Raw genomic sequence first — 25,702 nt, forward strand, 5'->3', positions numbered from 1 at the left:
TTTGCCCACGGGATGGCCCGGCAAAAGCCGGGCCGCCTGCTTGAATGACGCAGTCAATTGCGCCATTGTGTCGCAAAGCCGCCGCAGGGCGCGTACCAAAGTTCATTCCACATTCCAATCAAGGCTGCATCCGTCCGCAAGGGATCCTGGATGAGCCATCCGAGCAAGCGATGGTGAAACGTTTAACCCCCTGGATCCTCGTCGTTCCGGCGAGCCTTCTGGTCCTTCTTCTGCTGATCCTGCCGGTGGGCGCCACGCTGCTTGCCACCTTTGCCGATGCGAAGGGCTGGGCAGCCCCCTATCTTGCCTTCTTCAATAGCGGCTTTCGTCGCACGGTACTGTGGCGAACGGTGGAAGTCTCGCTCATCACCACGGTGATCTCGGTCGTCCTCGGCTTCATTGCGGCCTATGTGGTGGCGCAGATGCCGGGCCGGTTGAAAAGCATCATGATCATCGCCGCCGTCTTTCCGCTGCTGACGGGCGTGGTGGTGCGCTCCTTCGCCTGGCTGATCCTGCTTGGCAAGAACGGCATCATCAACAGCGCGCTGCTGGCACTCGGGGTGATCGCCGAGCCGATCTCGATGCTCTACACCGAAGGCGCGGTGATTGCCGCCATGGTCTATCTCTTCGTCCCGTTGATGATCCTCACCCTGTCCGGCGTTCTCGAAGGCATTCCGAAGGATGTGCTGGAAGCGGCAAGCTCGCTCGGCGCGGCTCCGTTTGCCGTATTCCGCCAGGTGATCCTGCCGCTGGCCATGCCGGGCCTGATTGTCGGCGCGGTGCTGGTCTTTACCGGCAGCTTCACCTCTTACGCCACGCCGCAGCTGCTCGGCGGCGAACGGCAGATGATGATGGGCACGCTGCTTTACCAGCGCGCCATGGTGACCTTCGACTGGACAGGCGCCTCCACCGTTGCCGCGATCATGGTGGTGGTCACCATCGCGATCGTTCTTGTCATGACGCGGCTTGCACGCCGCCTGAACCCCTTGGCGGCCTGACATTATGCGCACCAGCCTGCATCCTGCCCTGACCATCACCGCCAGCCTGATCTTCGCGATCCTCGTGGCACCGCTGTTCATCATCCTTGGCGCTGCCGTCAGCGATACCAGCTATCTCACCTTTCCGCCGCAGGGTTTTACCCTGCGCTGGTTCACCAACATCTTCGAGATCAGCGCCTTTCGCACCACGGCGATCACCAGCCTGCAGATCGCCATGCTTGGAACAGCACTCGCGCTGCTGATCGGCATTCCCGCCGCCTATGCGCTGAACCGCTTCCGCATCCGGCTGCCGTCCTGGCTTGCGAATGTCTTCGTGCTGCCGATCCTGGTGCCGGAAATCGTGCTGGGCTTTTCACTGCTGAAATCCGTCACCATCAGCCTCGGACTTCCGGTCTTTCTCGTCCTGCTGCTCGGCCATGCACTGCTGGTGCTGCCCTATGCGGTGAGGGTGGTGGGGGCGAGCCTCGCCTCCTTCGATTTTTCGATCGAGGAAGCCGCGATCAGCCTCGGCTGCCCGCCGCTCAAGACCTTCTTCACCGTGGTGCTGCCCAATATCAGCGCCGGCGTGATCGCCGCCTTCATCCTTGCCTTCATCACCTCGATGAACGACGTCTCCGTTTCGCTGTTCCTGACCGGGCCGGGGATTTCCACCCTGCCGATCCAGATTCTTGCCCATATGGAACAGTTCTTCGATCCCACCATCGCCTCCGTTTCCGTGCTCCTGATGGTTTTGACGGTCGGCGTCATGGCCATCGTCGAAGCCACCCTCGGCCTGACCTTCCTGACAAAGTGACCTGACCGTGACCGTATCGCTGACCCTTGATTCCGTAACCGCCCATTATGGGTCCACGCAGGTTCTGAAGGACCTGTCGCTGGCCGTCGCAGCCGGCGAACTCGTCTCGCTGCTCGGCTCCTCCGGCTGCGGCAAGACGACGACGCTGCGTCTCGTCGCCGGCTTTCTCGAGCCCACCAGCGGCAGCATCCGGCTCGGCGAGCGGGATCTGACCCGCCTTCCGGCCCACCAGCGCAATATCGGCCTCGTCTTCCAGAATTATGCGCTCTTTCCGCATCTGTCCGTGCGTGACAACGTGGCCTTCGGCCTGAAGCAGCGTGGCCTCGGCGCCGCCGAGCGGCTGAAAAAGGCGGATGCGATGCTGGAGCGCGTCGGACTGGCAAGCTTTGCCGAGCGCATGCCGGCCGCGCTGTCCGGCGGGCAGAAGCAGCGGGTGGCGCTTGCCCGCGCACTCGTCATCGAACCGCCGCTCCTGATGTTCGACGAGCCGCTCTCCAACCTCGACGCCAAGCTGCGCGTCGATATGCGCGTGGAGATCCGCCGGCTGCAGCGCGCCAATGGCACGACCTCGCTCTATGTCACGCATGACCAGGAAGAGGCATTCTCGATTTCCGACCGCGTGGCGATCATGAATGCCGGCCGCATCATGCAGCTCGACCGGCCGGAAGTGCTCTACCAGCGCCCTGCCAACAGCTTTGTCGCCCGTTTCGTCGGCTTCGAGAACCTGATCCCGATGCGGGTGAGCGCGCGCGACGGCGGGGCGGTGACGGCGCAAACCGATGCCGGCGCCACGCTGACGCTGTCGCAGGATGCCTTCGGGGCAATCCCGGATCGTTTCGTGCTGGCGGCCCGCCCGGATGGTCTTGCCGTCACACGGGCAGGGGAGGGGAGGCCGGCGGGGATCCCCGTCACGCTCGGCATCCGCACCTATCTCGGCCGCGCCTATCAGTATCAATGCAGCACGCCGGGCGGGGATTATCTCGGCAACGGGCCGCTGACCGAACCGCTGGAACCGGGCAGTTCGGCAATCCTTTCGCCGGTGCCGGAACAGTGCTGCATTCTGCCGCCAGAAGACTGAGTCCGGGCGGCTGATCCGCCGTCATTTTCGCAGTCGACAGCCCGTGCGCTTTCAAGCATCGATTTTGCTTGAAAGCGCACGGGCCATTTTTCATGGTCAGAACACCACCGGCTGAACCGCACCGGTCTGCACGTTGACGAGACCTTGCGGTGCGTAGTCGGAGGGCGCCACAAGAACCCAGCGCCAGGGGGCGCAGGTCAGCGTGGCAAAGGCCAGCCGCTCGGGAAAGCCGGGGAACCAGCGCGGACTGAAGGTCGGCTCGTACATCCAGTCGATCTTGTCGCCCTCGGCATAAAGCGCCTGCATCTCGGCATGCAGAGCTTCCGGCGCCCGGCAGGTCATCAGGCCGGCCACCTCATAGCGCACGGTCGCGACGACCTGGCCTTCCCGCACCAGTGCCCAGCCGCCATCATTGTCGGCAATCGCGTTGACGGCGAGCGCCATGGCCGCATCGGAGGAGCCGACGCACCAGATGTTATGCTTGTCATGCGCCATGGAGCAGGCAAGCGCCGTATCGGGCGTCCGCGGGCCGCAGCCGATCCAGAACATCTTCGACACCGCAGCCTGGCCGGAAAAGCGATCGACTACCGAGAATTTCGTAATGTTGCGGCTGGCATCCCGCTGCACCAGCCCGTCCTCAACCGGCAGCTCGTAAACGAGAAAATCATCCGCCCAGTGGAAGGGGCGCAGCACGGCGGCCTGCATGGTGGCACGACCGGGTTCGGCGGCGATGGCGAAATCGGCAGCGACCAGCGGCCGGCCGATATTAACCGTCTTCGTCGCCCAGTCCGGCCAGTCAATGCGCGGCACATCCGGCAGATAACGCGTGTCCTCGGAAACCTGTCGCCCATCCGCCCAGACCTTGGCGATCTCGAAGCGCTCGACATTCGACAGCAACACGATATCGGCATAGCGGCCGGGAGCGATCGAACCGACCCAGGGCGTGAGGCGCATGTGGCGCGCGGGGTTGATCGTCGCGCACTGGATGGCAATTTCAGGGGCAAGCCCCGACTCGATCGCAAGCCGCACATTGTAATCCGTCGCGCCGAGCTTCAGCGTATCGGAGGCGCTGCGATCATCCGTCGTGAAGGCGATCTGCGACCAGTCGGAAAGACCACGCTGAAGCAGCCCCGTGATCACGTCCGGCAGGCTGTGAGGTCGCAGTTCCATGAACAGGCCATGCGAAAGCTTGTCCCAGAACTCCTCGAAGGTCCAGGCCTCGTGATCGGAGGCAAGGCCCGCTGCGGCAAAGGCATTGATGGTCGGCAGGTCGCGAATGCCGGCAGCATGCCCCTCGACCACACCGCGCTGCTCGAAGGTGGCGCGGATCATGCCCCAGAGCCGGTCATAGGAGGGGTTGTCGCGGTTCCATACCGCCGGCCAGTCCATCACCTCGTCGAGGCCCGCCACCATCAGGCTCTGCTTCAGGAAGGCCTTCTGCTCGTCATAGCCGAGATATCCGCCGCCATGCTCGTAGCCGGTTGGCGGCACGGCCGAGCCGGGCAGGGGAAAAATCTTCAGCGGCGAGCCCGCCTCGCGGGCCTTCAGCCAGAACTCCAGCGTCTTGCCGCCGTTGACATTGGAAAACTCGTGGCTCGCCTCGCAGGTCCAGGTATTGCCGCGCGGCAGCACCAGCGCCGCCTCCCATTCCGGCGTCAGATGCGAGCTTTCTATATGCTTGTGCACCTCGCCAAGCCCCGGCACGGCCGCAAGGTCCGGCTCGTGCACCCGCAGGGCGACTTCGCCCGGATAGCTGCCGGCCGGCCCGACATAGGCGATGCGCCGATCCTTGATGACGATCTCCTGATCCTCGGACCAACAGCGGGTCGCGACATCCAGCAACCGCCCGACGCGAAGCGCCACATCCGCCGGCGCCTTGCCAAGCGCAACGAGCGTCAACTGTTGGCGGATAGCGATTTCAGTGGCGGAGTCAGGATTGATATCGACAGGAGTAACGTCAGGGCGCATGGCGACCTCTTCTGATCAGGCGGGATGGCGGGAAGCCGGAAGGGACGACGGAGAAAATGTCGTCCGGGCACGTTCGCCTTCCGGCATAAAGGCCGGACACGCCTGTCGCAACCGCTTCTTCCCGTTGGCCGTGAAGAATCCTATTCCTCCTCGACCTCTCCTTCCAGAAGATCGGACAGAGCATCCTTGCGCATCAGATGGCGGCTCAAAAGCCCGGCATCCTCGAGCATTTCGAGATCCGGCAGATCGCGCAGGTTCGAGAGACCGAAGGCGGCCAGAAAGGCCGGCGTCGTCACATAGGTGTAGGGCGCGCCGGGAAGGGGGCTGCGGGGACCGGCGGCGATAAAATCCTGCCGACGGAGCGCGGCAATGGTGTCACGGCTCACCTCCCGCCCGAAGATGCGGGAGAGCTCGCTGCGCGTCACTGGCTGGAAGTAGCCGATCACCATCAGCACCGTTGCCTCGTGCTGGGAAAGCCCCGGCGATGCCGACACCGGCGCACCCGAGACACGCACCGCCGCCGCATAAGCCGGCCGGGTGCGATACTGGAAGCCGCCGGCGATGCTGACGATTTCGAACGGCCGCGTGGCAAGTCCTGCCTGGATGTCCTCGATCAGGCGGTCGAGATCGCAGTCACGCCCAACGACGCGTGCCAGCATCGCCCGGCCGACCGGTTCGGAGGAAGCAAAAATCACCGCCTCCACCCGGTTCATCCATTCACGCCAGCGCGCCTCTGGAGACAGACCGGGAAGGTCGGTATCCAGCACATCGGGTGGACGAGGCGTGCGTGCCATGGTCAGATCCCGAAGATGCGAAAGTTGGGCCGGCCGGAAAGCTCCCGCACGGCCTCCAGATCGAGCAGGCGGTCAAACAGTCGGCGCGAGGCGAAGCGGGAGAGGCGAGGGGTGGTGAGCGAGCCAGAGACGGCATCCTCGCCAAGCAGCAGGTCGATGGCATCGCCTGCCCCCTTGGCGCGCAGTTTGGGTGCCACCGCCAGCAGGCGCGTGGCGCGCCGATCCATCTCGCCGGCCAGCGTCAGAGCATGGCGCACGGCATCGGCGAGAACGAGCGAGAGCGCGGAAGCGAAATTCGCCTCTCCGGGCAGGAGGCGGCGCTGGCTGCCTTCGCTGCGCAGCCGGGGCGAAAAACGCTCCGCCATCAAAAGCGGCACCGCGGCGGGCCACTGCATCATCTCGGCCAGCAGCGCATCCGCCAGCCACCAGCCGAGCAGTTCGTAAGGGACGCCCAGTGCCGAAACCCTGGCCATCCCTTGGGCCATGGCGGAGGGCGCGCTTGCCGTTTCAACACGCAGTCTTTCGCAAAGCGCGGGCAATCCCGAAAGTTCATCGATCCATGGGAGATCGAGCAGCGACACCACCTGCCGCAGGTTCGCTTCGTTCAGTGTCGGAGGGCGGGACGCAAGCCGCTTCCAGGCGGCATAGAGATTGCCGGAAGGCCCGGGCTCGTCGGCCGGACGGCGCAGCACCCAGCCGTCGCGCAGGGCCGCTTCATCCTCGCGGCGCCCGGCCAGGCGCACGGCAGAGACGGCAGAGCGCAGGGCAAGACGTTGCCGCCATGCGCCGGCCCAGGGATAATCGGCCCGGACCACCCGGTCGAGCGCGAGAAGGGCTGCCCCCGCCAGAAAGGCGGCCTCCGCTTCCGAGGTGACGGCAACGCGCCGGCCCGCCCAGCCGGGCAGCTGGAAGGAAGGGTCAGGGACGGGGCGCACATCGGCTGCTGGACTCATGACAGGAAGCATAGACGGCTTCGGGGAAGGCGCCAGTCCGTGCAAGACCACCATCAGCCGTCATGCACCGGAAACAGTGTGACCTCCGACAAAGACAGAGGCAATGGCGTCTTTCAGGCCCGCGGTAGATCGCGCAAGGCCGCCAGGATGGCATCCACCACAGCGTCCAGCGGCTGATCGATATCGATGGTTACGGCATTTTCATCCGGCCCCGGCGGCTCAAGTGCCGCGAACTGGCTGTCAAGCAGGGTGGTTGGCATGAAGTGGCCGGTGCGGGTCCCCATGCGTGCCGCAATCACCGCTCGCGATCCGGAGAGATGCACGAAGACCACCGGGCCTCCAGCCTCTTGCCGGATATGGTCGCGGTAAATGCGCTTCAGCGCCGAGCAGCCGACGATCAGCGGCTTCGTGGCACCGGCCAACCGCTCGCCGACCCGGGTCAGCCAGGGCCAGCGGTCCGTATCGGTCAGGGCCTCGCCGCGGCTCATCTTCTCGATGTTTTCCCTGGGGTGCAGATCATCGCCATCGGAATAGAGCGCACCGGTGCGCCGGGCGAGCGCCTCGCCAACGCTGGACTTGCCCGAACCCGCCACCCCCATCAGCACCATGCGCAGGGGAAGCTCAACAGCCTGTCCTTCGTCCGTCGTCGTCATCGGCCTTGATGTCCTTCCTGCTACGGTCGGTCTCCACCGTCTGGAGACGGCGGTTCCGATCCTCTCTGCGATCTGTCTTCGCTCGACGGCAGGCATCGCCCGCTGTCATGGCAGGGGTCAACATATGGCAGGATGCGCCAAGGACAACGGTGCGCGGCAGACGAGACGGTCAGGCCTCGTCGATCACGGCCTCCACCTCGATCTCCACCTCATAATCGCCGATCAGGTTGCCGGCCTCGATCAGCGTATTGGCCGGTAGCACCGTGCCGAACACGCGGCCATGGGCGCGGGACACCGGCTCCCATTTTTCGGCGTCCTTCAGGTAGATGCGGGTACGGACAACATCCTCCATCTTGGCGCCCAGCGGATTAAGGGAGGCCGCGATCTTGTCGAGGATATAGGTCGCCTGCGCGCCTGCATCGCCGGGCGCCACGCAACGGTCGGTTCCGTGGGTTGCCGTTGTGCCGGAGACAAGCACGCGGTTACCGATCCGGACCGCACGGCTGTAGCCGGCGATCGGCTCCCAGATGCTGCCTGAGGAAACCCGCAGGCGACCCGGGCGACCCGGCACCGGCTCGGCCTGATAGACGGACGGAATGGCATCGAGATGATGGCTGAGATCGCCGGAGGCCGTCAGGAAGGGAGGCTTGCGGTACTCGTCGCCGCAATCGCCGGGGATCGGCTTCGTGCCTGCAAAAGCCGCATCCAGCAGGGCGTGATCCTCCGCATCCAGCGCGAACCGGAAGACATTGAGGTTGTCGTCGCGATGCTCGCTTTCGCCAAGCCGCGCGCCGATGATGGTGGCCGCCACCGCCTGATGCTCCAGCACCCAACGGCTCGCGACATTCGACAGCGAGACGCCATGCCTTTTCGCAATCTCGGAGGCGGCGCGCAGGATCGACTGATAGGGCTCCCAGCCGCCGGCCGTATCGATGAAGCGCTTGTATTTCGAGCGGCTCCAGTCGGGAATGGAGGCCGGCTCCGGCTGGCCGAGCCACTTTTCCGAAAGAAAGCCGCCGCAGAGCGTGCCATAGGCGAGAAGCTTCACGCCGCTTTTGGCGCAGAGATCCGACAGGGTGCCCGCGGCGCGACGATCGACCAGCGAGAAAGAAACCTGATTGCTGGCAATCTCGATACCATCGGCCAGCGCCAGCGAAAGATGCGCCGCATCGACATTGGTGAGGCCGAGCGCGCCGATCAGGCCTTCCTGCTTCATCGCCTGCATTTCGTGGAGCGCATCCAGCCAGGCCGGATGCTCGAAGGTCCACCAGTGGAACTGCAAGAGGTCGATTTTATCGACGCCGAGGCGCTGCAACCGCTCTTCCACGCCGCGCCGCACGATGTCGCGCGTCATCGGGCCGGGTTCGGGGCACCATTTGGTAAAGGCGCGCGGCTTACCACTGCCTGCCGCAAACCGCTTCAGCAGATGGCCGGTGATGATTTCGGCAGAGCCGTAATGATCGGCCATGTCGAACGTGTCGAAGCCGGCGCGGGTATAGGCCTCCAGCGCATCGGCGCCCTGTTCGGGATCGATGGTCGTGCCATCCTTCTCGATATCGGCCACCTGCCAGAGGCCGCAGACGAGACGGCTGATCTCCAGACCGGGGGCAAGAAGGGTGCGTTCGGGACGGGCGTGCATGAGGGTCATTCCTTGGATGGGGCCTTGGATGGGGCGCTGCGCAGCGATTTCAGGCGGGTCAGCGGACTGACCTCGCCGAACAGGCCGCGCGGGCGCCAGAGAAGCATGAGGCAGAGGCCGACGCCGATGGCGACGATCTGCAGCGAGGCGGCGCGCGCCTGCTGTTCTGCCGGGACGAAGGTGGAGACGGCAGCGGCAGACAGCGCCCAGAGCCCCCAGACGAGAATGGCACCGGCAATCGCACCGCGATTGTTGCCGGAGCCGCCGACGATCAGCATGGCCCAGACCTGGAAGGTGAGGATCGGCATGTAGTTGTCGGGCGCGATGAAGCCGATGAAATGCGCCTGCGCCGCACCGGCAAGCCCCATGATGGCGCCGCCCAGCGTAAAGGCCTGCAGGCGAAAGCGGATCGGCCGCTTGCCAAGCGCCTGCGCCGCCATCTCATCCTCGCGGATGGCCCGCAGCACGCGGCCCCACGGGCTTTTCGCCAGATGTTCAAGCGCCAAATAGAGAGCAATCACCACGATCGCCATGACGGCGAAATTGGCGAGGCTGAACGCAAGCGCATTGTCCTGCAGCTCGGCAAAAGGGCGCGGAATGAAGCCGATGCCGAAGGGGCCACCGGTCAATGGCTGCAGGTTCAGCATGCAGAGCTGTACGGTAACCGCGATGCCGAAGGTGGCGATCGCCAGATAATCGGACCGCAGCCGGATGGTGAGCGCCCCGACCGCCCAGGAGAGCAGACCGGAGGTCACAGCCGCCCCCAGCCAGCCGACGAAGATCGGCAGCTCGAAACCGCCGAAACGGTCCGGGCTCGGCGGGGTGGTGAGCAGCGCCGAGGTATAGGCGCCGACGGCGACAAAGGCGGCAATGCCGACATTGAACAGGCCGGTCATGCCCCATTGCACGTTCAACCCGAGGCAGATGATCGCATAGGTCAGCGCCATCGACAGGAAGAAGGCGGCATAGGCGAGGATATCGAGGGTCATGACGCTTTCCCGAACAGGCCGCGCGGACGCACGAGGAGGACGGCGATGAGGATGACGAAGGAGACGGCGGCGCGCCATTCCGCCCCCACCGCCTGCACGGCAAGCGCCTCGCAGAGCCCGATGATGAGGCCGGCCAGCATCGCGCCCGGCACCGAACCGATGCCGCCGAGGATGGCTGCGGCAAACAGCGGCAGCAGCAGGTCATGACCGAGATAGGGGCGGATCTGGATCAGGAGCCCGCTCATGATGCCGGCGACGCAGGCGAGGGCAGCACCGAGGAACCAGACGGTACGGATCACCCGGCGCACATCGATGCCGGCAATGCTGGCGAGTGCCGGATTCTCACTGACCGCCCGCATGGCGCGGCCGATATCCGTGCGCGTCATCAAAAGATGCACGGTGACGACGGCCACCAGCGCCACCCCCAGCATCAGCAACTGGTCCGGCGTAGCGCGAAGACCGCCGCCGAGCTTCATGGCAATCTGCAGCGCCTTGGTGAAATAGGCGGGCTTCGAGGTAAACAGGAATTCCAGAAGGCTGCGCAGCGCCAGCGACGCGCCGAAACTTGCCATCACCATGATGATGATCGCGCTGCCGCGACGGCGGAAGCTGGAGAAGAGGAGGGCATCCACCGCCAGCGCCAGAAGGCCCGTCAGCCCAATCGCAATCACGGCCGAGATGGGCAGCGCCCAGCCGAAGGAGAAGGGCGCGATGGGCTTTGTCAGGCCTGCCGACAGGAAGCCGAGCGCACCGGCAACCGCAAGCGCCAGATAGGCGCCCCAGGACAAAAGCTCGCCATGGGCGAAATTCGAGAAGCGCAGAATGGAATAGGTCAGCGTCACGCCGACAGCGCCAAGGCCGATGATCGCACCGGCAATCAGGCCGTCCATGATGAATTGCGGGTTCATGCGGGCGCCCCCTGATGGCCATGCGCGGTGCCGAGATAGATCTTTCCGACCAGCGGATCGCTGGCGAGTTCCTCCGGCAGGCCTTCATGGGCAATGCGGCCTTCGGCAAGAATGACGGCGCGGCTGGCAATCGCAAGTGCTGCCTTCACGTTCTGCTCCACCAGCAGCACGGTCACGCCGCCGGCATTGATCGCCTTCAGCATGTCGAAGACTTCGCTGACGATTTTGGGCGAAAGGCCGGCCGAGGGCTCGTCGAGGATGATGACCGGCGGATCGAGCGCCAGCGCGCGCGCCACCGCCAGCATCTGCCGTTGGCCGCCGGACAGCGCGCCTGCCAGACGCGAGGGCCGGGCAGCCAGATCCGGGAAGCGGGCAAACAGCGCCTCGATGGCGGCGCCACGTTTTGCTTTCGGAAGATGCGCAACCGCGATCTGCAGGTTTTCCAGAATGGTCATGGTCGCAAAGACGTTTTCCGTCTGCGGGACGAAGGCCAGCCCCTCCGCCACCTTGCGGTGCGGGCTGACATGGGTGATGTCGCGTCCGTTCAGCATCATCGTGCCGGCATGGATGGGCACCAGACCGGCAATCGCCTTGACGAAGGTGGATTTGCCCGCACCATTCGGACCGAGCAGCACCACCAGTTCGCCGCTCGACACGGAAAAATCAATGCCGCGTACGATCGGCAGGTCCGGCTCGTAGCCGGCCACAAGTCCGTGGGTCGAAAGAATGGGGGCCGTCATGCGCCGCCTCCGAGATAGGCTTCGATGACCGCCGGATTGGAGGCAACGTCCGCAGGCGTGCCTTCCGCCAGCAGCCTGCCGAGCGCCATGGCAACGACGCGGGTGCAGAGCCGCGACACCATGTCCATGTTGTGCTCGATCAGCAGGATCGACTTACCCTGTTTGTTGAGCGCGATGACGCGCTCGATGATGACCTCCAGCAGCGCCGGATTGACGCCGGCGGCCGGCTCATCGAGCAGGATCACGTCCGGATCGGCCATCAGCACGCGGGCGAGTTCCAGAAGCTTGCGCTGGCCGCCGGACAAGACCCGCGCCGGCTGGTGTTCGAGATGGGAGAGGGTGACGAAGTCGAGAAGCCCACGCGCCTTTTCGATCAGCGCCTTTTCCTCAGCACGCACCGTCGCCGGCTTCAGAAAGTTGGCGATCAACCCTTCCCCCTGCTGGCGCTGCCCGCCAACCAGCAGGTTTTCCAGCACGCTCATTTCGGCAAAGGGCTTTGGAATCTGGAAAGTACGGGCCAACCCATGGCCGATGCGCTTTTCGGGCGCCTCGCGGGAAACTTCGCGGCCGGCAATCCACAATTCGCCGGAGGTCGGCTGCATGCTGCCGGCAATCAGGCTGAACATCGTCGTCTTGCCGGCCCCGTTCGGGCCGATCAGACCCACCATCTCCTGACGCCCGACCGTCAGCGACATGCCGTCCACCGCCGTCATGCCGAAAAACCGCTTTGTCAGGCGTCTCGCCTCGATCATCGGGGGAGGGTGGGCAGAGCTTTGTGGAATTGCGCTTGCGGTCATCATGAAAATTGGGTCTTGATTTGATGTATGATGTTTGATCAAACTTTAAGCCTAAAAGAAAATCAACCGGAAAATTGAACGGCTGATGCATGAGGCAGGGATGACGGAAACACAGATGAACAGCGTCGAGGCGCTGACGCCGGTCGGACGGGAAACCGTTCAGGATCGCGTCTATGGCCAGTTGCGCCAGACCTTGATCAATGGCGGCTTTGCCGCCGGCGATCCGCTGCGGATCGTTGATCTGGCCGAACGGCTGCAGACCAGCACCATGCCGGTGCGCGAAGCGCTCGGCCGCCTCGTCTCGGAACAGGCGCTCGAGGCCATGCCGAACCGCACCGTGCGCGTGCCGCTGATCACCCGCCAGCGGCTGGACGATCTGGAGCGTGCGCGCGTGCTGATCGAAGGCCGCCTCGTCCAGCTTGCCCTGCCCAATCTCAGCGCCGAGGACATCGCAATCCTCAAACAGATCAATCACGATTGCGATCATGCCTTCGAAGAGCATGGTCAGGACATCGGCCCCGTCACCTCGCAGTTCAACCAGCGCTTCCACTTCCACATCTATCGCGCCGCCGGTTCGCATGTGCTGATTCCGATTGTCGAAAGCCTGTGGCTGCAATCGGGTCCCGTGGTTCGCGCCGCCGCGCAGATCCATGACGAACAGGGTGGCCTTGCCGCGACCGATCATCACTGGGCGATGATCGAGGCGATCGAGAACGGCGATGCCGAGACGGCCATGCAGGCGCTCGCCAACGATATCGGCCGTTCCTTCGATCTCGTACGCGCCCGGCTCGATGCCGGCGATCAGGCCGCATGAGGAAAAGCCGATGAGTAAGGATGACAGCTTCGAACTCTTCGACCTGCATGTCGAGGTCGTGGTCCCGGAAGACGGACCCGTTTATTGCGGTGCCAAGCCCGGCGATCATTTCGAGCTGAAGGGCGAGATGCTGTATCTGCCGCCGGGGCAGGGGATCTCCATCTATTCGCTCGCTTCCGTGCTGCCGCTCCTGGCCGCCAAACAGCGCCCCACCCATCCGCATGACTGGATGACGACGGACGCGGATATCGCATGTCCCGATCCGAACTGCGCGACGCGCCTGCGCATTCGCCGCACCGGGCTTCGCCGCTTCAGCCATGCCGAAACCACTGCCGTTCCCTTGAGAGAAGACTGATCCCATGCAACGCATCACGCTCGCCCCCGGCTATGAAATCTCCCGCGTCATCCGCGGCGGCTGGCAGCTTGCCGGCGGGCACGGCGCCGTCGATCCGGCCGTCGCCGTGGACGACATGGTGGCCTTCGCTGATGCCGGCATCACCACCTTCGACTGCGCCGATATCTATACCGGTGTCGAGGAGTTGATCGGCAAGTTCCGCCTGGCCTATCGCGACCTTCGCGGTGAAGAGGCGCTGCGCCGCATTCGCGTCCATACCAAGTTCGTGCCGGACCTTACGGTGCTGCCCACCATCAGCAAGGCTTACGTCGAGGGCGTCATCGATACCTCGCTGAAGCGGCTCAACCTCGAACGGCTGGACCTCGTGCAGTTCCACTGGTGGGCCTATGACATCGACGGCTGGCTGGAGACGGCAGGCTGGCTGAAGGAGCTCCAGCAGGCCGGCAAGATCGACAAGGTCAGCGGCACCAATTTCGACAGCGACCATATCGAAGCGCTCATCGCCGCCGGCATTCCGCTTGCCTCGCTGCAGCTGCAATATTCGCTGCTCGACCGGCGGCCGGAAAAGCGCATGGTGTCGCTCGCCGCCCAGTATGATTTCGCGCTGTTCTGCTACGGCACGGTGGCCGGCGGCTTCCTCAGCGACAAGTGGCTGGGCATTGCCGAGCCTGCGCATCCGCTCGAGAACCGGTCGCTCACCAAATACAAGCTGATCATCGACGATATCGGCGGCTGGGACCTGTTCCAGGCGCTGCTTGGCACACTGCGGCGCATCGCCGACCGCCACCAGACCGATATCGCAACCATCGCCAGCGCCGCCATGCTGCGGCGTCCCGGTGTGGCCGCCGTCATCGTCGGCGCGCGCAACCGCGATCATCTGGCAGAAAATCTCGCCATTTCCGACATCACCCTGTCGGACAAGGATCTCTCCGATATCGAGGCCGTGATGGCCGAGGCGAAGGAGTTGGAGGGTGACGTCTACACGCTCGAACGCGACCGCAACGGACGTCACGGCAGCATCATGAAATACAATCTGAACAAAGGGGAATGACATGAAAAAACTCGTTCTTGCATCCACCATGCTGGCTGGGCTTGCCGTCTCGGCCCTCCCGGCCTTCTCCGCCGATTGCGACATCACCGTCGGCGTCGTCATGGAACTGACTGGCCCTGCCGGCGAATACGGCAAGGCGGGCGCCAAGTCCGTCGAAATGGCCTTCAAGGATTTCAACGATGCCGGCGGCGTCGGCGGCTGCAAGCTGGTGATGGACACCCGCGACAGCCAGAGCCAGGGCACGGTGGCCGTCGACCAGGCCACCCAGCTCGTAAACATCAAGAAGGTGCCGGTCATCATCGGCGGCATCATCTCGTCGGTGTCGATCCCGATCCTGACCTCGGTGACGGCGCCGGCGGGCGTCGTGCAGGTGTCGCCCGCCTCGTCCTCGCCGACGCTGACGGCGCTTGGCCGCGACGGCAAGACGAATGGCGTGTTCTTCCGCACCATCACGTCGGATGCGCTGCAGGGCACGGCGGCGGCGAAATACGCTCTCGACCAGGGCCTGAAGAAGATCGCCATCATCCACGTCAACAACGACTTCGGCGTCAACATGGTGAAGGAATTCACGGCCGCCTATGCCAAGCTCGGCGGCACGATCACCTCCACCACGCCCTACAACGAAAAGCAGGCAAGCTATTCCTCTGAAGCGAGTGCCGCGATGAAGGGCGATCCGGACGCTCTCTACCTCGTCAGCACGCCGGTCGATGGCGCAACGATCGCCCGCGCCTGGCTTTCCGGCGGTGGCGCTGCCAAATTCCTGCTGAATGACGGCATGAACTCCAAGGACTTCATCGAAAGCGTCGGCGCACAGTATCTGAACGATGCCTACGGCACTTCGTCCGGCACCAGCCCGACGGCCTCGACGGAGTATTTCAACGCCAATTACGAAAAGTTCTCCGGCGGCATTTCGCCGGGCGCGCCGGCCGCCGACCGCTCCTACGATGCCGGTGCCATCGTGGCGCTCGCCATCGCCAAGGCCGGCAAGGCGGACAAGGCCGCCATCAAGACCGCGATTTCCGAGGTGGTGGCCGAAGGCGGCACGCCGATCCATGCCGGCAAGGCGGAATTCGAAAAGGCGCTGAAGCTGATCAAGGACGGCAAGCCGGTCAAGTATGAAGGCGTCATTGGCCCGGTCTCCTTCGACAAGTATGGCGACATCACCGGCCCCTTCCGTCTGTGGAAGATCAAGGACGGCCAGGTGACGACCATCGGCGAGATGAGCGCCGACGAGGTTTCCAAGATCAAGGCACAGCTCACCAAGTAAGGACGCCGATCATCCGATCTCCAGCGGGGGCCGAAAGGCCCCCGCTTCGTTTCCGCGCTTTGCACCGATCCGATGCACCGTCAGTTTTGACATGCATCAATGTCGACGTCCTCCCATCGGCGGAAGGTAGGCCATCACAACCGGGCAATCTGATGCGTGAGGTCCTTCCACGCATCGCTCACGTGGCGGAGACGCGGCAGGATGGCAGAGTCAGCATCCATCGACGGCAAGGTTCTCGCGGTGCGCGGCGCCATCATCGACGTTGCCTTCCCGGCGGATCATCTCCCCCGCATCAATGACGCGCTGCGCATCGAAACCGACGGAGAACCCGTGCTGGCGGAAGTGCAGGCGCATCTCGGCGATACTGCCGTGCGCGCCATCGCATTGCAGGCCACCATGGGCCTGAAGCGCGGCAGCCGGGTCGAAAACACGCAAGGTCCGGTCACCGTGCCGGTTGGCGATGTCGTGCTCGGCCGCCTGATCGACGTGACCGGCACCGTGCGCGACAACGGCGCGGCCTTCGGTCCCGAGACGATCCGTCGCCCCATCCATCGCGCCGCGCCGCCGCTGTCGGCCCAGACCGGCAAGACCACCCTGTTCGTCACCGGCATCAAGGTGCTGGATCTGCTCGCCCCGCTGCCGCTCGGCGGCAAGGCCGCCATGTTCGGCGGCGCCGGTGTCGGCAAGACGGTTCTCGTCATGGAACTGATCCAGGCCATGGTGAAAAGCTACAAGGGCATTTCCGTCTTTGCCGGCGTCGGCGAGCGCTCGCGCGAAGGCCACGAAATGCTGCTGGACATGACGGCCTCACGCATGCTGGAGCGCACGGCCCTCGTCTACGGGCAAATGAACGAACCGCCCGGTGCGCGCTGGCGCGTGCCGATGACAGCGCTGTCAATCGCAGAATATTTCCGCGACGAGAAGCAGCAGAACGTGCTGCTGCTGATGGACAACATCTTCCGCTTTGTCCAGGCGGGGGCGGAAGTCTCGGGTCTTCTCGGACGCCTGCCGTCGCGCGTCGGCTACCAGCCGACACTTGCCAGTGAAGTCGCCGCCCTGCAGGAGCGGATCGCATCGGTCGGCGATGCCTCCGTCACCGCCATCGAGGCCGTCTATGTGCCGGCCGACGATTTCACCGATCCGGCCGTCACCACCATTGCCGCGCATGTGGACAGCACCGTCGTCCTGTCGCGCGCCATGGCGGCCGAGGGCATGTATCCCGCCGTCGATCCGATCGCCTCATCCTCCACCCTGCTGGAGGCGGATGTGGTGGGAAAGGAGCATGCGGATACGGCGGTGGCGGTGCGCCGCGCCATCGAACATTACCGCGAACTGCAGGATGTGATCGCTCTGCTCGGCATGGACGAGCTGGGCGCTGCCGACCGCAAGGTCGTGCAGCGGGCGCGCCGGCTGCAGCGCTTCCTGAGCCAGCCCTTCGTGGTGACAGAGGCCTTTACCGGCATTCCCGGACGCTCCGTCAGCCTGGCCGATACGATCGCCGGCTGCAAGGCGATCCTCTCCGGTGTCTGCGACGACTGGCAGGAAAACTCGCTTTACATGGTCGGCACCATCGACGAAGCCCGGCAGAAGGAGGAGGCCGGGCGACAGGCCGCCGGTGCCGCATCCGCCAGTGGCGAAAGGGCCGCCTGATGCGCAGGCTCGCCCTCACCATCAGCACGCCGTTCGACGTGCTCGTCGAGGCCAGCCCCATCCGCTCGCTCAGGGCAGAAGATGCGAGCGGCAGCTTCGGCATCCTGCCAGGTCATGTGGATTTCCTCACCGCGCTGCCGGTCTCGGTGGTGCGCTGGATGACCGAGGCGGGCGAAGCGGGCTTTTGCGCCGTGCGGGGCGGCATCATGACGGTTTCGCAGGGAAGCAAGGTGGCGATCGCCTGCCGGCAGGGCAAGCTCGGCACCGCGCTCGACACACTGGCCGCCGATGTCGCCGCCTTCGTGGAAGAGGAACGGGATGCCGCCCGCCGCGCCTCCACTGCCCAGATGCGGGTGCATGCGCGCGCGGTGCGTCAGCTGATGCACTATCTCAATCCGCAGGGTGAGACGGGCGGGGCCTTCGACAGCCGGGAGGGGGCCCCATGAGCAAGAAACCGGAAAAGGCGGCGCCTAGGGCGGCGCGTCCCGATCCGCGCGACGACCGTCTGATCGAGGCCGCCCATCAGGCTGCGGAGCGCAAGAGGGCCGGGGACAGCAATCCGGAGCCGCCCTTCAGCCGTCGGCTGGCGCAGATCGGCGTGCTCGGCTGGGCGATCGTCGTGCCGATCCTGCTCGGGCTTCTCGCCGGCCACTGGCTCGACCGCCTTCTTTCAACCGGCATTCTCTTCTCTGCCGGTCTGATCGTCGCCGGCGCCGCGGTCGGGCTCTGGTCCGCCTGGAAATGGATGCATGGCCATGATTGAGATCCCGATATCTTTTGCGACGGCTGCCGCCCCGCTTGCCGCCCTCACCGGCTTCGCCGCCGGCCTGGCGCTCGGCCTCCTGCATTTTCTGACGCTGAAGCGGAATACCGAATTTTTCGCGCAAGGCCGGTTTGGCCGGGCTTTCCTGCTGCAGCTTGTCCGCTTCGGCCTGCTGATCGCGGTCATGGCCGTGATGGCGAAGATCGGGGCCGTCGCCCTTCTCGCCTGCCTGTCCGGCCTTCTGCTCAGCCGTGCGCTGATCCTCAAGCGGGAAAGGCGGGCCTCATGATCTCCTCGCCGCTCTCGACCGATGTCCTGTTTCATATCGGGCCGATCCCCGTCTCGGACCCCGTGGTGGTCACCTGGGGCATCATGGCCGTCATGACGCTCGGCCTGTGGCTTGCCACCCGCCGCCTGACCATCAAGGCAGGCCCGGTGCAAGCCGTGCTGGAGATGATCGTCGAGGTCATCGACGGGCAGATCCGCGAGAGCATGCAGGTCGATCCCGCGCCGTACCGTACACTGATCGGCACGCTGTTTCTGTTCATTTTCATCGCCAACTGGTCGTCGCTGATCCCCGGCGTCGAACCACCAACCGCCCATATCGAGACGGATGCAGCGCTGGCGGCCCTTGTTGGCGGCGCCACCCTTTACTTCGGCATCCGGGTGCGCGGCCTTGGCGGATATCTCAAGACCTTCGCCGAGCCGAGCTGGGTGATGATCCCGCTCAACATCATCGAACAGATCACCCGCACCTTTTCGCTGATCGTGCGCCTGTTCGGCAATGTGATGAGCGGCGTCTTCGTCATCGGCATCGTGCTGTCGCTCGCCGGCCTGCTGGTGCCTATCCCACTGATGGCACTCGATCTGCTGACCGGTGCCGTTCAGGCCTACATCTTCGCCATCCTGGCGACCGTCTTCCTCGGCTCCGCCGTCAGCGGCGAAGAGGGCGGCAAGCCGGAACCCCAACCGCCGCAGAAGGAAGACTGACCATGGATATCCTGCCCGCCATCAGCATCATTGCCGCAGCGCTTGCCGTCGGCTTCGGCGCCATAGGCCCGGCACTTGCCGAAGGCCGGGCGGTTGCCGCAGCAATGGATGCCATCGCCCGTCAGCCGGAATCGGCCGGCACGCTCTCGCGCACGCTGTTCGTCGGCCTCGCGATGATCGAAACCATGGCGATATACTGCCTCGTCATCGCGCTGCTAGTGCTGTTTGCCAATCCCTTCGTGAAGTGACGGGTTGTTCCCATGCACATCGACTGGTGGACGCTCGGTCTTCAGGCGCTCAATGTCGGCGTCCTTCTGTGGATCTTTTCCCGCTTCCTCTTTCGCCCCGTGGCCGACATCGTGCGGAAGCGGCAGGAGGCGGCCGATGCGGTGCTGGCGCAGGCCGAGGCAAGCCGTACGGCAGCCCTTGCCCACGAGGCAGAAGTGCAGGTGAATGCCGACAGGCTTTCCGCCGAGCGGGGGCGTGTGATGGCCGATGCGGAAGCGCAGGCGAGGGCGACCGCCGAGGCGATCCTCTCCGATGCAAACAGGGATGCGGCAAGGATCCGCGCGGATGCGGAGGTCGCGACCGTCGCGTTGAAGGAGGCGGAAATGACACGGCTTGCGACGCAAGCCAGCCGGCTTTCGCTGGAAATCACCCGCAAGCTTCTCGCCCGCCTGCCCTACGAACTGCTGGTATCCGGTTTCATCGACGGCTTGTCCGAGGCTGTCGCCCATCTGCCGGAAGAGACACGCGCCGGCATGGGCAACCCGGATCAGCCGCTGATCCTCACCGCAGCGCGCCCGCTGACGGATGCCGAACGGCAAACCTGCCAGGACGTGCTGGAAAGAATCCTCGGCCGCTCCGTCACCCTCACCACCGAGACCGACCCTTCGCTCCTCGCGGGGCTGGAACTCGAGGCGCCGCATGCCCTGGTGCGCAACAGTTTCCGCGCCGATCTCGAACGCATCGAAGCAAGGTTGATCCATCATGACTGATACGCCGGACGCCACAGGCACGAAGGGCTGGCTCGCGCACCAGCAGCAGCAACTCGCCGATGTCACGCTGTCGGCCGATGCAGCCTCGCTCGGGCGCGTCGAACAGGTGGCGGATGGCATCGCCCGCGTCTCCGGCCTGCCGGACGTGCGGCTGAACGAGTTGCTGCTGTTCGACAACGACCGGCTGGGTTTCGCGCTGACCCTGGAAGCCCGAGACATCGGCACCGTGCTGCTGGACGAGGGCGAGGCGGTACGAGCCGGCTCGCGGGTACGCGGCACCGGTACGGTGGTGACCGTGCCGGTGGGGCCGGCACTGCTTGGCCGCGTCGTCGATCCGCTGGGACGGCCGCTGGATGGGGGGCCGCCCATTCAGGCCACCGACATGCTGCCGGCGGAGCGGCCGGCCCCCTCCATCATCGAGCGGGATCTGGTGAGCGAACCGGCCGAGACCGGTATTCTGGTGGTGGACGCGCTCTTTGCGCTCGGGCGCGGCCAGCGTGAACTCATCATCGGCGACCGCGCCACCGGCAAGACCTCCATCGGCGTCGATGCCATCGTCAACCAGAAGCAGTCCGACATGATCTGCGTCTACGTGGCGATCGGCCAGCGCGCGTCCGATGTCGAACGGGTGATCGCGGCCGTACGCGCCCATGGCGCGCCGGAGCGCTGCATCTTCGTGGTGGCCGCGGCCTCCTCGGCGGCGGGCCTGCAATGGATCGCCCCCTTCGCCGCCTTCTCGATGGCCGAATATTTCCGCGATCGCGGCCAGCATGTGCTGATCGTCATCGACGATCTCACCAAACATGCCGCCACCCACCGCGAACTGGCGCTGTTGACGCGCGAGCCCCCTGGGCGCGAGGCCTATCCGGGCGACATTTTCTATATCCATGCGCGGCTGCTGGAACGCGCGGCCAAGCTGTCGCCGGCGCTTGGCGGAGGATCGATCACGGCACTGCCGATTGCCCAGACGGATGCCGGCAATCTGTCGGCCTATATCCCCACCAACCTGATTTCGATCACCGATGGCCAGATCGTGCTCTCCACCCGGCTTCTGGCGCTCGACCAGCGACCGCCGGTGGATGTCGGCCTCAGCGTCAGCCGCGTCGGCGGCAAGGCGCAGAAGAAGGCGTTGCGGGATGTCTCTGGCCGCATCCGGCTCGATTATTCGCAGTTTCTCGAACTGGAGAGCTTTACCCGCTTCGGCGGCATGTCCGATACGCGGGTCAAGCCGCAGATCGAGCATGGCAAGCGCATCCGCGCCCTGCTCACCCAGCCACGCTTTCGCGGCCTGCGCATGGCCGATCAGGTGGCGCTGCTGGCCGCCCTCAATGATGGCGTGCTGGATGCCATGCCCGTCGAGGTGATCCCGGATCTTTGCCAGCGTCTGCCGGCCCATCTCGACGCACAGGCGCGGACCGCCGTCGACCAGCTGGCAGGCAGCGGCATGCTGTCGGAGGAGATCCGCAAACAGCTGATCGAGGCCGTGCGGATGCTGGGCAGCGATCTGGCGCGCGCCACTCCGACCACACCGGAGGCCGCATGAGCGAGCGGCTGACCGATATCGAGGCGCGCATCCGCTCCGTCGAGCAGCTGTCTTCGGTGATCGAGGCGATGCGCGGCATGGCGGCCGCCCGCGCGCAAGAGGCCAGCCATCATCTCGCCGGGGTGCAGGCCTATGCCGCGACCATTGCGGCCGCAATCGGCCGCGTGGCTCCGTCGCGACAAACGCCCGCTACCGCCCGATGGCGCAAAGGCTCGCATCTCGTCGTCGCCCTCTGTGCGGAGCAAGGCTTTGCGGGAGGCTTCAGCCGGCGCATCCTCGACCGGTTCGTCCGCCTGCGTAACGACAGTCAGGACCAGGCTGTCAAATTGCTGCTGATCGGGGATCGCGGGCTTCTCGCGGCACTGGAGCGCGATCTGCAGCCCTCATGGTCCGCGCCGATGATTTCCGCCACCGCCGAGGCAGCGAGCCTCAGCAACCACATCATGGAGGAAATCTACGAGCGGATCGGCAAGGGTCCGGTGGAGCGCGTCTCGCTGCTCTACGCCCATCCGGGCGGGGCGATGGCAGACATCATCGAACGGCAGATCATTCCTTTCGACGCCAGCCAGCTGGACCGGCCGGCCGGCCGCACGCCGCCCCTCCTTCATCTCTCTCCCGAAACCCTGTTCGAAAGCCTTGCGGAAGAATATGTCTTCGCCGAAATCTGCGAGGCGGTCGTGCTCTCCTATGCCGCGGAAAATGAAACGCGCATGCGCGCCATGATGTCGGCGGAGCGCAACGTCTCGGAAACGCTGGAGACGCTCACCGCCTCCGCCCGCCGCCAGCGGCAGGAGGAGATCAGCAACGAAATCAGCGAACTCAGCACCAGCATTCTGTCCTCGGCATCCGCCTGAACAGGGCCGGCCTTACCCCTTCACGCCGGACGAGATCATGATGGCATCGGTGACGCGCCGCTGGAAGATGACATAGGCAAGGATGACAGGCATGGCCGCCAGCATGGCGACCGCCATCAGCCGCGCATAATGAATGCCGAAGGCATCGTTGACCTGGGTGATGCCGACCGGCACCGTCATCATGTCCTCCGAGGTAACCACCAGGAACGGCCAGAAGAAGGCATTCCAGACGCCGATGAAGGTGACGATCGACATGGCGGTGGTGATGCCCCAGTTGAGCGGCAGGAAGACCTTGAACAGGATCGTATATTCGCCGCCGCCATCCAGCACCACGGCTTCCCGCATTTCCTTCGGCACACCGTCGAAGAACTGCTTGTAGACGATGATGACGATCGGCGCGATCAGCTGCGGCAGGATGATGCCGGCCCAGGTGTTGATGAGGTTCAGGTCCTTCATCAGGATGAACTGGGTAACGACCAGCGTCTGCCCCGGCACCATGAAACTGCCCAGCACGAGGCCGTAAAGCAGCCGCCGACCGGGAAAGCGGATCTGCGAGAGCGCGTAGGCACAGAGCATCGAGATCAGGATGACAAGCACGGTGACGATGGTCGCTGTTCCGATGGAATTCACATACCAGAGCATCAGCTTGGTGTTGAAGATCGCATCCAGATAGGCCTTCAGCTGAAACTCGTCCGGCAGGATGGAGACGCTGCCGGCCGCGTTCTCCTCCGAGCGGATCGAGGTCAGGAAGCCCCAGTAGAGCGGAAAGATCCACACCAGCGCCGCCATCAGGGTCAGCACGGTCAACACGATGTTTTCGAGGCGTCTCATCGGGCTCATGAGGCTCTCCGGATGCGCAGAAGCTGGAATTGCAGGACGGAAATGACCACGATCAGCAGGAACAGCACCGTCGCCACCGCCGAGGCATAGCCGCCATTGTTGGACTGGAAGGCCTCGCGATAGACCTTCAGGAGCAGCACGTAGGACGAGTTGAACGGACCGCCGCCGCTCAGAAGATAGATCTGGTCGAAGATCTTCAGCTGCAGGATGAGCTGCAGGGTCAGCACCAGGGCCGTGACCGGCCAAAGCAGCGGCCAGGTGACGCGCGAGAATTTCTGCCAGGTGGTCGCGCCATCCAGCGAGGCCGCCTCATAGAGTTCGCTTGGAATATTGCGCAGACCGGCGATGAACAGCAGCACATTGAAGCCGTTGGTCCACCAGATCGTCACCACCGCCACCATCGGCATTACCCAGTAGGGGTTCTTGAAGACGGCGACCGGCTTGCCGGTAAACAGCGCGATCACCGGCTGCAGCACGCCGAACTGCAGGTCGAGCATCCAGGCCCACAGTTCCGTCACCACCGAGACAGGCAGCACATAGGGCATGAAGAACAGGCTCATGACGAACGTCTGGCGAAAGCCCGACAGGCGGTTGATGGCAAGCGCGATCAGAAGTGCGATCACCGTGGTCGGGATGACGGTAAGCGCCACGAAATAGGCATTGTTCTTCAGCGACAGCGTGAACAGCCGGTCGCCGAACAGCTTCAGATAATTGTCGAAGCCGACCCAGTGCCCCGCGCCCACAAGCGGCGCATCGGTGAAGCTGATGCGGATCATGTCCAGCATCGGGTAGAGGAAGAAGACGGAAAAGGTCACCACAAAGGGCGTGACCATGGTCAGGGCAATCAGCGACTTCTTGCGCCGGTTTTCGATCATTGCCACGGTTGCGACCTCCAGCATGTCAGGGCGTGCGAAAATCGCCCTCCGGCGAAGGGAACCGGAGGGCGAAGGCAGATCACTTGAGCTTGCCTTGAAGCTCGGTCTTGATCTGCTGGACGGCATCCGCACCGCTCATATAGCCTTGGATGGCCGGGGCGATGATGTTGAGCGAGGCATCATAGGCGGGCGAGGCGACGCCGGTGATGCGGGTCTGCGGATCGAAGGCTGCCGCCTCGGCCAGCGTCGCATAGGTGGCGTTCGGCTGCAGCGCCTTGTAGTCCGCGCTTTCGGTCACCGCCTTGTAGGCCGGGATATGGCCGGCATCGGCCCAGCCGATCGCATGCTTTTCCATCCAGCCGATCACCTTCATGACCGCGGCGCGCTTTTCGCCGGACACGGTCTTGGCGCCCTCGTTGGGAATGGCGAAGGCATGCGAATCCGCCCAGGTGGCGCGCTTGCCCATGAAGGGCGGAATTTCCACGGCGCTCCACTTGAAGCCCAGCTTGCCGTTCTTTTCCAGGTCCTTGTAGGTCGGCACTTCCCAGACGCCGTTCAGCTGGAAGGCGGACTTGCCGGCCGAGAAGAGCGCCACGGAAGCTTGGTATTCCGCCTGTTCCGGCGCCCAGCCCTTTTCACGCCAGCGCGACATGGTGTCGATCACCTTGGCAGCCTTCTCGGCATTGTCGCCATCCAGCACCTTGCCATTGGTGACGAATTCACCGCCCTGCTGCGACAGAAGCGTGTAGAAGACGCGCCAGACGCCTGCATCGCCGCCGGACTGATAGGTCACCGGCGTCGGCACGCCCTTGCCCTTCAGCCAGGCCAGCGCCGCCTCGAAATCGGCGAGCGTCTTGATGCCGGTCAGCTTGCCGTTGGCATCGAGATAGGGCGAGCCCTTCAGCATGTCGGCATTATAATAAAGAATGAGCGCGTGGATATCGAAGGGCACCGCATAGAGCTTGCCGTCATGGGTGGCGGCCTTGATCGGCGCATCGAAGAAATCGCCGGTTTTGAGGCCGGCATCCTCAAGATCCTTCGGGGTGATCTCGCTCAGGACCTTCTCCTCGAGGCCGAGCGGCGCGCGAGACAGGTGGTAGGTCATTACATCAGGGCCTTCGCCAACGGCAGAGGCCGTACGGACCTTGGTGTAGAAGGGCACGCCCCATTCGAGCGTCGTCCCCTTGATCTGGATGTCCGGATGTTCCTTGTTGAAGGCATCGATGAGCGCCTTCATGCGCACGCCGTCGCCGCCGGACAGGAAGTCCCACCAGATGATATCCTGCTTGGCAAGCGCCGGCAGGGCGGCAAGGCTGAGCGCCGTGCCAAGAAGTATCGTCTTGATCAGTCTCATCGTTTCTCCTCCCGTTTTTCTCACATGATCATGCTCTG

28 protein-coding genes are annotated in these 25,702 nt (G+C 64.5%); 16 read left to right on the plus strand and 12 right to left on the minus strand.

All coding sequences use genetic code 11. From position 1 onward, the window contains the following. The first annotated feature begins 170 nt into the window (after positions 1–170). The 3 genes from FNA46_RS01390 to FNA46_RS01400 are packed head-to-tail and all read left to right on the plus strand — an operon-like array spanning position 171 to position 2,869. Positions 171–998 (plus strand): ABC transporter permease, encoded by an 828-nt coding sequence (locus FNA46_RS01390; protein WP_142880551.1) that lies wholly within the window; start codon positions 171–173, stop codon positions 996–998. 4 nt (positions 999–1,002) lie between these two features. Beyond that, on the plus strand, positions 1,003–1,791 hold the full coding sequence (locus FNA46_RS01395) for an ABC transporter permease (protein WP_425468653.1): 789 nt from the start codon (positions 1,003–1,005) through the stop codon (positions 1,789–1,791). Positions 1,792–1,798: 7 nt separating this feature from the next. Then, positions 1,799–2,869, plus strand: a complete 1,071-nt coding sequence (locus tag FNA46_RS01400) for an ABC transporter ATP-binding protein (protein ID WP_142880553.1) — start codon at positions 1,799–1,801, stop codon at positions 2,867–2,869. Positions 2,870–2,965: 96 nt separating this feature from the next. Here the strand turns inward: FNA46_RS01400 and FNA46_RS01405 are convergent, their stop codons facing one another. From FNA46_RS01405 to FNA46_RS01445, 9 genes are all read right to left on the minus strand, one after another. Beyond that, positions 2,966–4,837, minus strand: coding sequence for an adenine deaminase (locus FNA46_RS01405; protein ID WP_142880554.1), 1,872 nt, complete (start codon positions 4,835–4,837; stop codon positions 2,966–2,968). 140 nt (positions 4,838–4,977) lie between these two features. Continuing rightward, positions 4,978–5,631 (minus strand): SMC-Scp complex subunit ScpB, encoded by a 654-nt coding sequence (scpB, locus tag FNA46_RS01410; protein ID WP_142880555.1) that lies wholly within the window; start codon positions 5,629–5,631, stop codon positions 4,978–4,980. Positions 5,632–5,633: 2 nt separating this feature from the next. Next, entirely contained in the window at positions 5,634–6,584 is a 951-nt protein-coding gene (locus FNA46_RS01415; protein WP_142880556.1) for a DUF1403 family protein, read from the minus strand. A gap of 113 nt (positions 6,585–6,697) precedes the next feature. Beyond that, the gene (locus FNA46_RS01420; RefSeq protein ID WP_246102751.1) at positions 6,698–7,237 is read right to left on the minus strand and encodes a gluconokinase; all 540 of its coding nucleotides are present in this window, start codon (positions 7,235–7,237) and stop codon (positions 6,698–6,700) included. Between the two features lie 169 nt (positions 7,238–7,406). After that, positions 7,407–8,876, minus strand: coding sequence for an aldo/keto reductase (locus FNA46_RS01425; RefSeq protein ID WP_142880557.1), 1,470 nt, complete (start codon positions 8,874–8,876; stop codon positions 7,407–7,409). Between the two features lie 5 nt (positions 8,877–8,881). Beyond that, on the minus strand, positions 8,882–9,865 hold the full coding sequence (locus FNA46_RS01430) for a branched-chain amino acid ABC transporter permease (RefSeq protein WP_142880558.1): 984 nt from the start codon (positions 9,863–9,865) through the stop codon (positions 8,882–8,884). Then, positions 9,862–10,773, minus strand: a complete 912-nt coding sequence (locus FNA46_RS01435; protein WP_142880559.1) for a branched-chain amino acid ABC transporter permease — start codon at positions 10,771–10,773, stop codon at positions 9,862–9,864. Before FNA46_RS01435 ends, FNA46_RS01430 begins: the two co-directional genes overlap by 4 nt. Then, positions 10,770–11,513: an ABC transporter ATP-binding protein gene (locus FNA46_RS01440; protein WP_142880560.1), complete on the minus strand. Its 744-nt coding sequence runs from the start codon at positions 11,511–11,513 to the stop codon at positions 10,770–10,772. Before FNA46_RS01440 ends, FNA46_RS01435 begins: the two co-directional genes overlap by 4 nt. Then, positions 11,510–12,310 (minus strand): ABC transporter ATP-binding protein, encoded by an 801-nt coding sequence (locus tag FNA46_RS01445; protein WP_142880631.1) that lies wholly within the window; start codon positions 12,308–12,310, stop codon positions 11,510–11,512. Before FNA46_RS01445 ends, FNA46_RS01440 begins: the two co-directional genes overlap by 4 nt. A gap of 100 nt (positions 12,311–12,410) precedes the next feature. On the opposite strand from FNA46_RS01445, the gene FNA46_RS01450 reads away from it, so the two are divergent. From FNA46_RS01450 to FNA46_RS01510, 13 genes are all read left to right on the plus strand, one after another. Continuing rightward, on the plus strand, positions 12,411–13,124 hold the full coding sequence (locus tag FNA46_RS01450) for a GntR family transcriptional regulator (RefSeq protein WP_142880561.1): 714 nt from the start codon (positions 12,411–12,413) through the stop codon (positions 13,122–13,124). 10 nt (positions 13,125–13,134) lie between these two features. Next, positions 13,135–13,479 carry a TIGR04076 family protein gene (locus tag FNA46_RS01455; RefSeq protein WP_142880562.1) on the plus strand — a complete coding sequence of 115 codons (345 nt, stop codon included), beginning with the start codon at positions 13,135–13,137 and terminating at the stop codon, positions 13,477–13,479. A gap of 4 nt (positions 13,480–13,483) precedes the next feature. After that, on the plus strand, positions 13,484–14,530 hold the full coding sequence (locus tag FNA46_RS01460) for an aldo/keto reductase (RefSeq protein ID WP_142880563.1): 1,047 nt from the start codon (positions 13,484–13,486) through the stop codon (positions 14,528–14,530). Between the two features lies 1 nt (position 14,531). Beyond that, positions 14,532–15,797, plus strand: coding sequence for an ABC transporter substrate-binding protein (locus FNA46_RS01465; RefSeq protein WP_142880564.1), 1,266 nt, complete (start codon positions 14,532–14,534; stop codon positions 15,795–15,797). 201 nt (positions 15,798–15,998) lie between these two features. Then, the gene (atpD, locus tag FNA46_RS01470) at positions 15,999–17,447 is read left to right on the plus strand and encodes a F0F1 ATP synthase subunit beta (RefSeq protein ID WP_142880565.1); all 1,449 of its coding nucleotides are present in this window, start codon (positions 15,999–16,001) and stop codon (positions 17,445–17,447) included. Then, the gene (locus FNA46_RS01475; RefSeq protein ID WP_246102754.1) at positions 17,447–17,893 is read left to right on the plus strand and encodes a F0F1 ATP synthase subunit epsilon; all 447 of its coding nucleotides are present in this window, start codon (positions 17,447–17,449) and stop codon (positions 17,891–17,893) included. The genes atpD and FNA46_RS01475 overlap by 1 nt, the downstream gene beginning before the upstream one ends. Next, positions 17,890–18,210: an AtpZ/AtpI family protein gene (locus FNA46_RS01480; protein WP_142880567.1), complete on the plus strand. Its 321-nt coding sequence runs from the start codon at positions 17,890–17,892 to the stop codon at positions 18,208–18,210. The genes FNA46_RS01475 and FNA46_RS01480 overlap by 4 nt, the downstream gene beginning before the upstream one ends. Continuing rightward, complete coding sequence (locus FNA46_RS01485; RefSeq protein WP_210245840.1) at positions 18,197–18,499, plus strand: N-ATPase subunit AtpR; 303 nt, start codon at positions 18,197–18,199, stop codon at positions 18,497–18,499. Before FNA46_RS01480 ends, FNA46_RS01485 begins: the two co-directional genes overlap by 14 nt. Continuing rightward, entirely contained in the window at positions 18,499–19,200 is a 702-nt protein-coding gene (locus FNA46_RS01490; RefSeq protein WP_210245841.1) for a F0F1 ATP synthase subunit A, read from the plus strand. Before FNA46_RS01485 ends, FNA46_RS01490 begins: the two co-directional genes overlap by 1 nt. A 2-nt stretch (positions 19,201–19,202) precedes the next feature. After that, positions 19,203–19,448 carry a F0F1 ATP synthase subunit C gene (locus FNA46_RS01495; protein WP_142880569.1) on the plus strand — a complete coding sequence of 82 codons (246 nt, stop codon included), beginning with the start codon at positions 19,203–19,205 and terminating at the stop codon, positions 19,446–19,448. Positions 19,449–19,460: 12 nt separating this feature from the next. Next, positions 19,461–20,198 carry a F0F1 ATP synthase subunit delta gene (locus tag FNA46_RS01500; protein ID WP_142880570.1) on the plus strand — a complete coding sequence of 246 codons (738 nt, stop codon included), beginning with the start codon at positions 19,461–19,463 and terminating at the stop codon, positions 20,196–20,198. Next, positions 20,191–21,741: a F0F1 ATP synthase subunit alpha gene (locus tag FNA46_RS01505; protein WP_142880571.1), complete on the plus strand. Its 1,551-nt coding sequence runs from the start codon at positions 20,191–20,193 to the stop codon at positions 21,739–21,741. Before FNA46_RS01500 ends, FNA46_RS01505 begins: the two co-directional genes overlap by 8 nt. Continuing rightward, positions 21,738–22,595 carry a F0F1 ATP synthase subunit gamma gene (locus FNA46_RS01510; RefSeq protein ID WP_142880572.1) on the plus strand — a complete coding sequence of 286 codons (858 nt, stop codon included), beginning with the start codon at positions 21,738–21,740 and terminating at the stop codon, positions 22,593–22,595. Before FNA46_RS01505 ends, FNA46_RS01510 begins: the two co-directional genes overlap by 4 nt. A gap of 12 nt (positions 22,596–22,607) precedes the next feature. Here FNA46_RS01510 and FNA46_RS01515 read toward each other — a convergent pair whose 3' ends face one another. The 3 genes from FNA46_RS01515 to FNA46_RS01525 all read right to left on the minus strand — a co-directional run bounded on the left by FNA46_RS01515 (position 22,608) and on the right by FNA46_RS01525 (position 25,664). Next, positions 22,608–23,435, minus strand: coding sequence for a carbohydrate ABC transporter permease (locus FNA46_RS01515; protein ID WP_142880573.1), 828 nt, complete (start codon positions 23,433–23,435; stop codon positions 22,608–22,610). Next, entirely contained in the window at positions 23,432–24,310 is an 879-nt protein-coding gene (locus FNA46_RS01520; RefSeq protein ID WP_142880633.1) for a carbohydrate ABC transporter permease, read from the minus strand. Before FNA46_RS01520 ends, FNA46_RS01515 begins: the two co-directional genes overlap by 4 nt. A gap of 79 nt (positions 24,311–24,389) precedes the next feature. After that, positions 24,390–25,664 carry an extracellular solute-binding protein gene (locus FNA46_RS01525; RefSeq protein ID WP_142880574.1) on the minus strand — a complete coding sequence of 425 codons (1,275 nt, stop codon included), beginning with the start codon at positions 25,662–25,664 and terminating at the stop codon, positions 24,390–24,392. Between the last annotated feature and the right edge of the window lie 38 nt (positions 25,665–25,702).

The organism is Affinirhizobium straminoryzae (assembly GCF_007004135.1).
Taxonomy (GTDB): Bacteria; Pseudomonadota; Alphaproteobacteria; order Rhizobiales; family Rhizobiaceae; genus Neorhizobium; species Neorhizobium straminoryzae.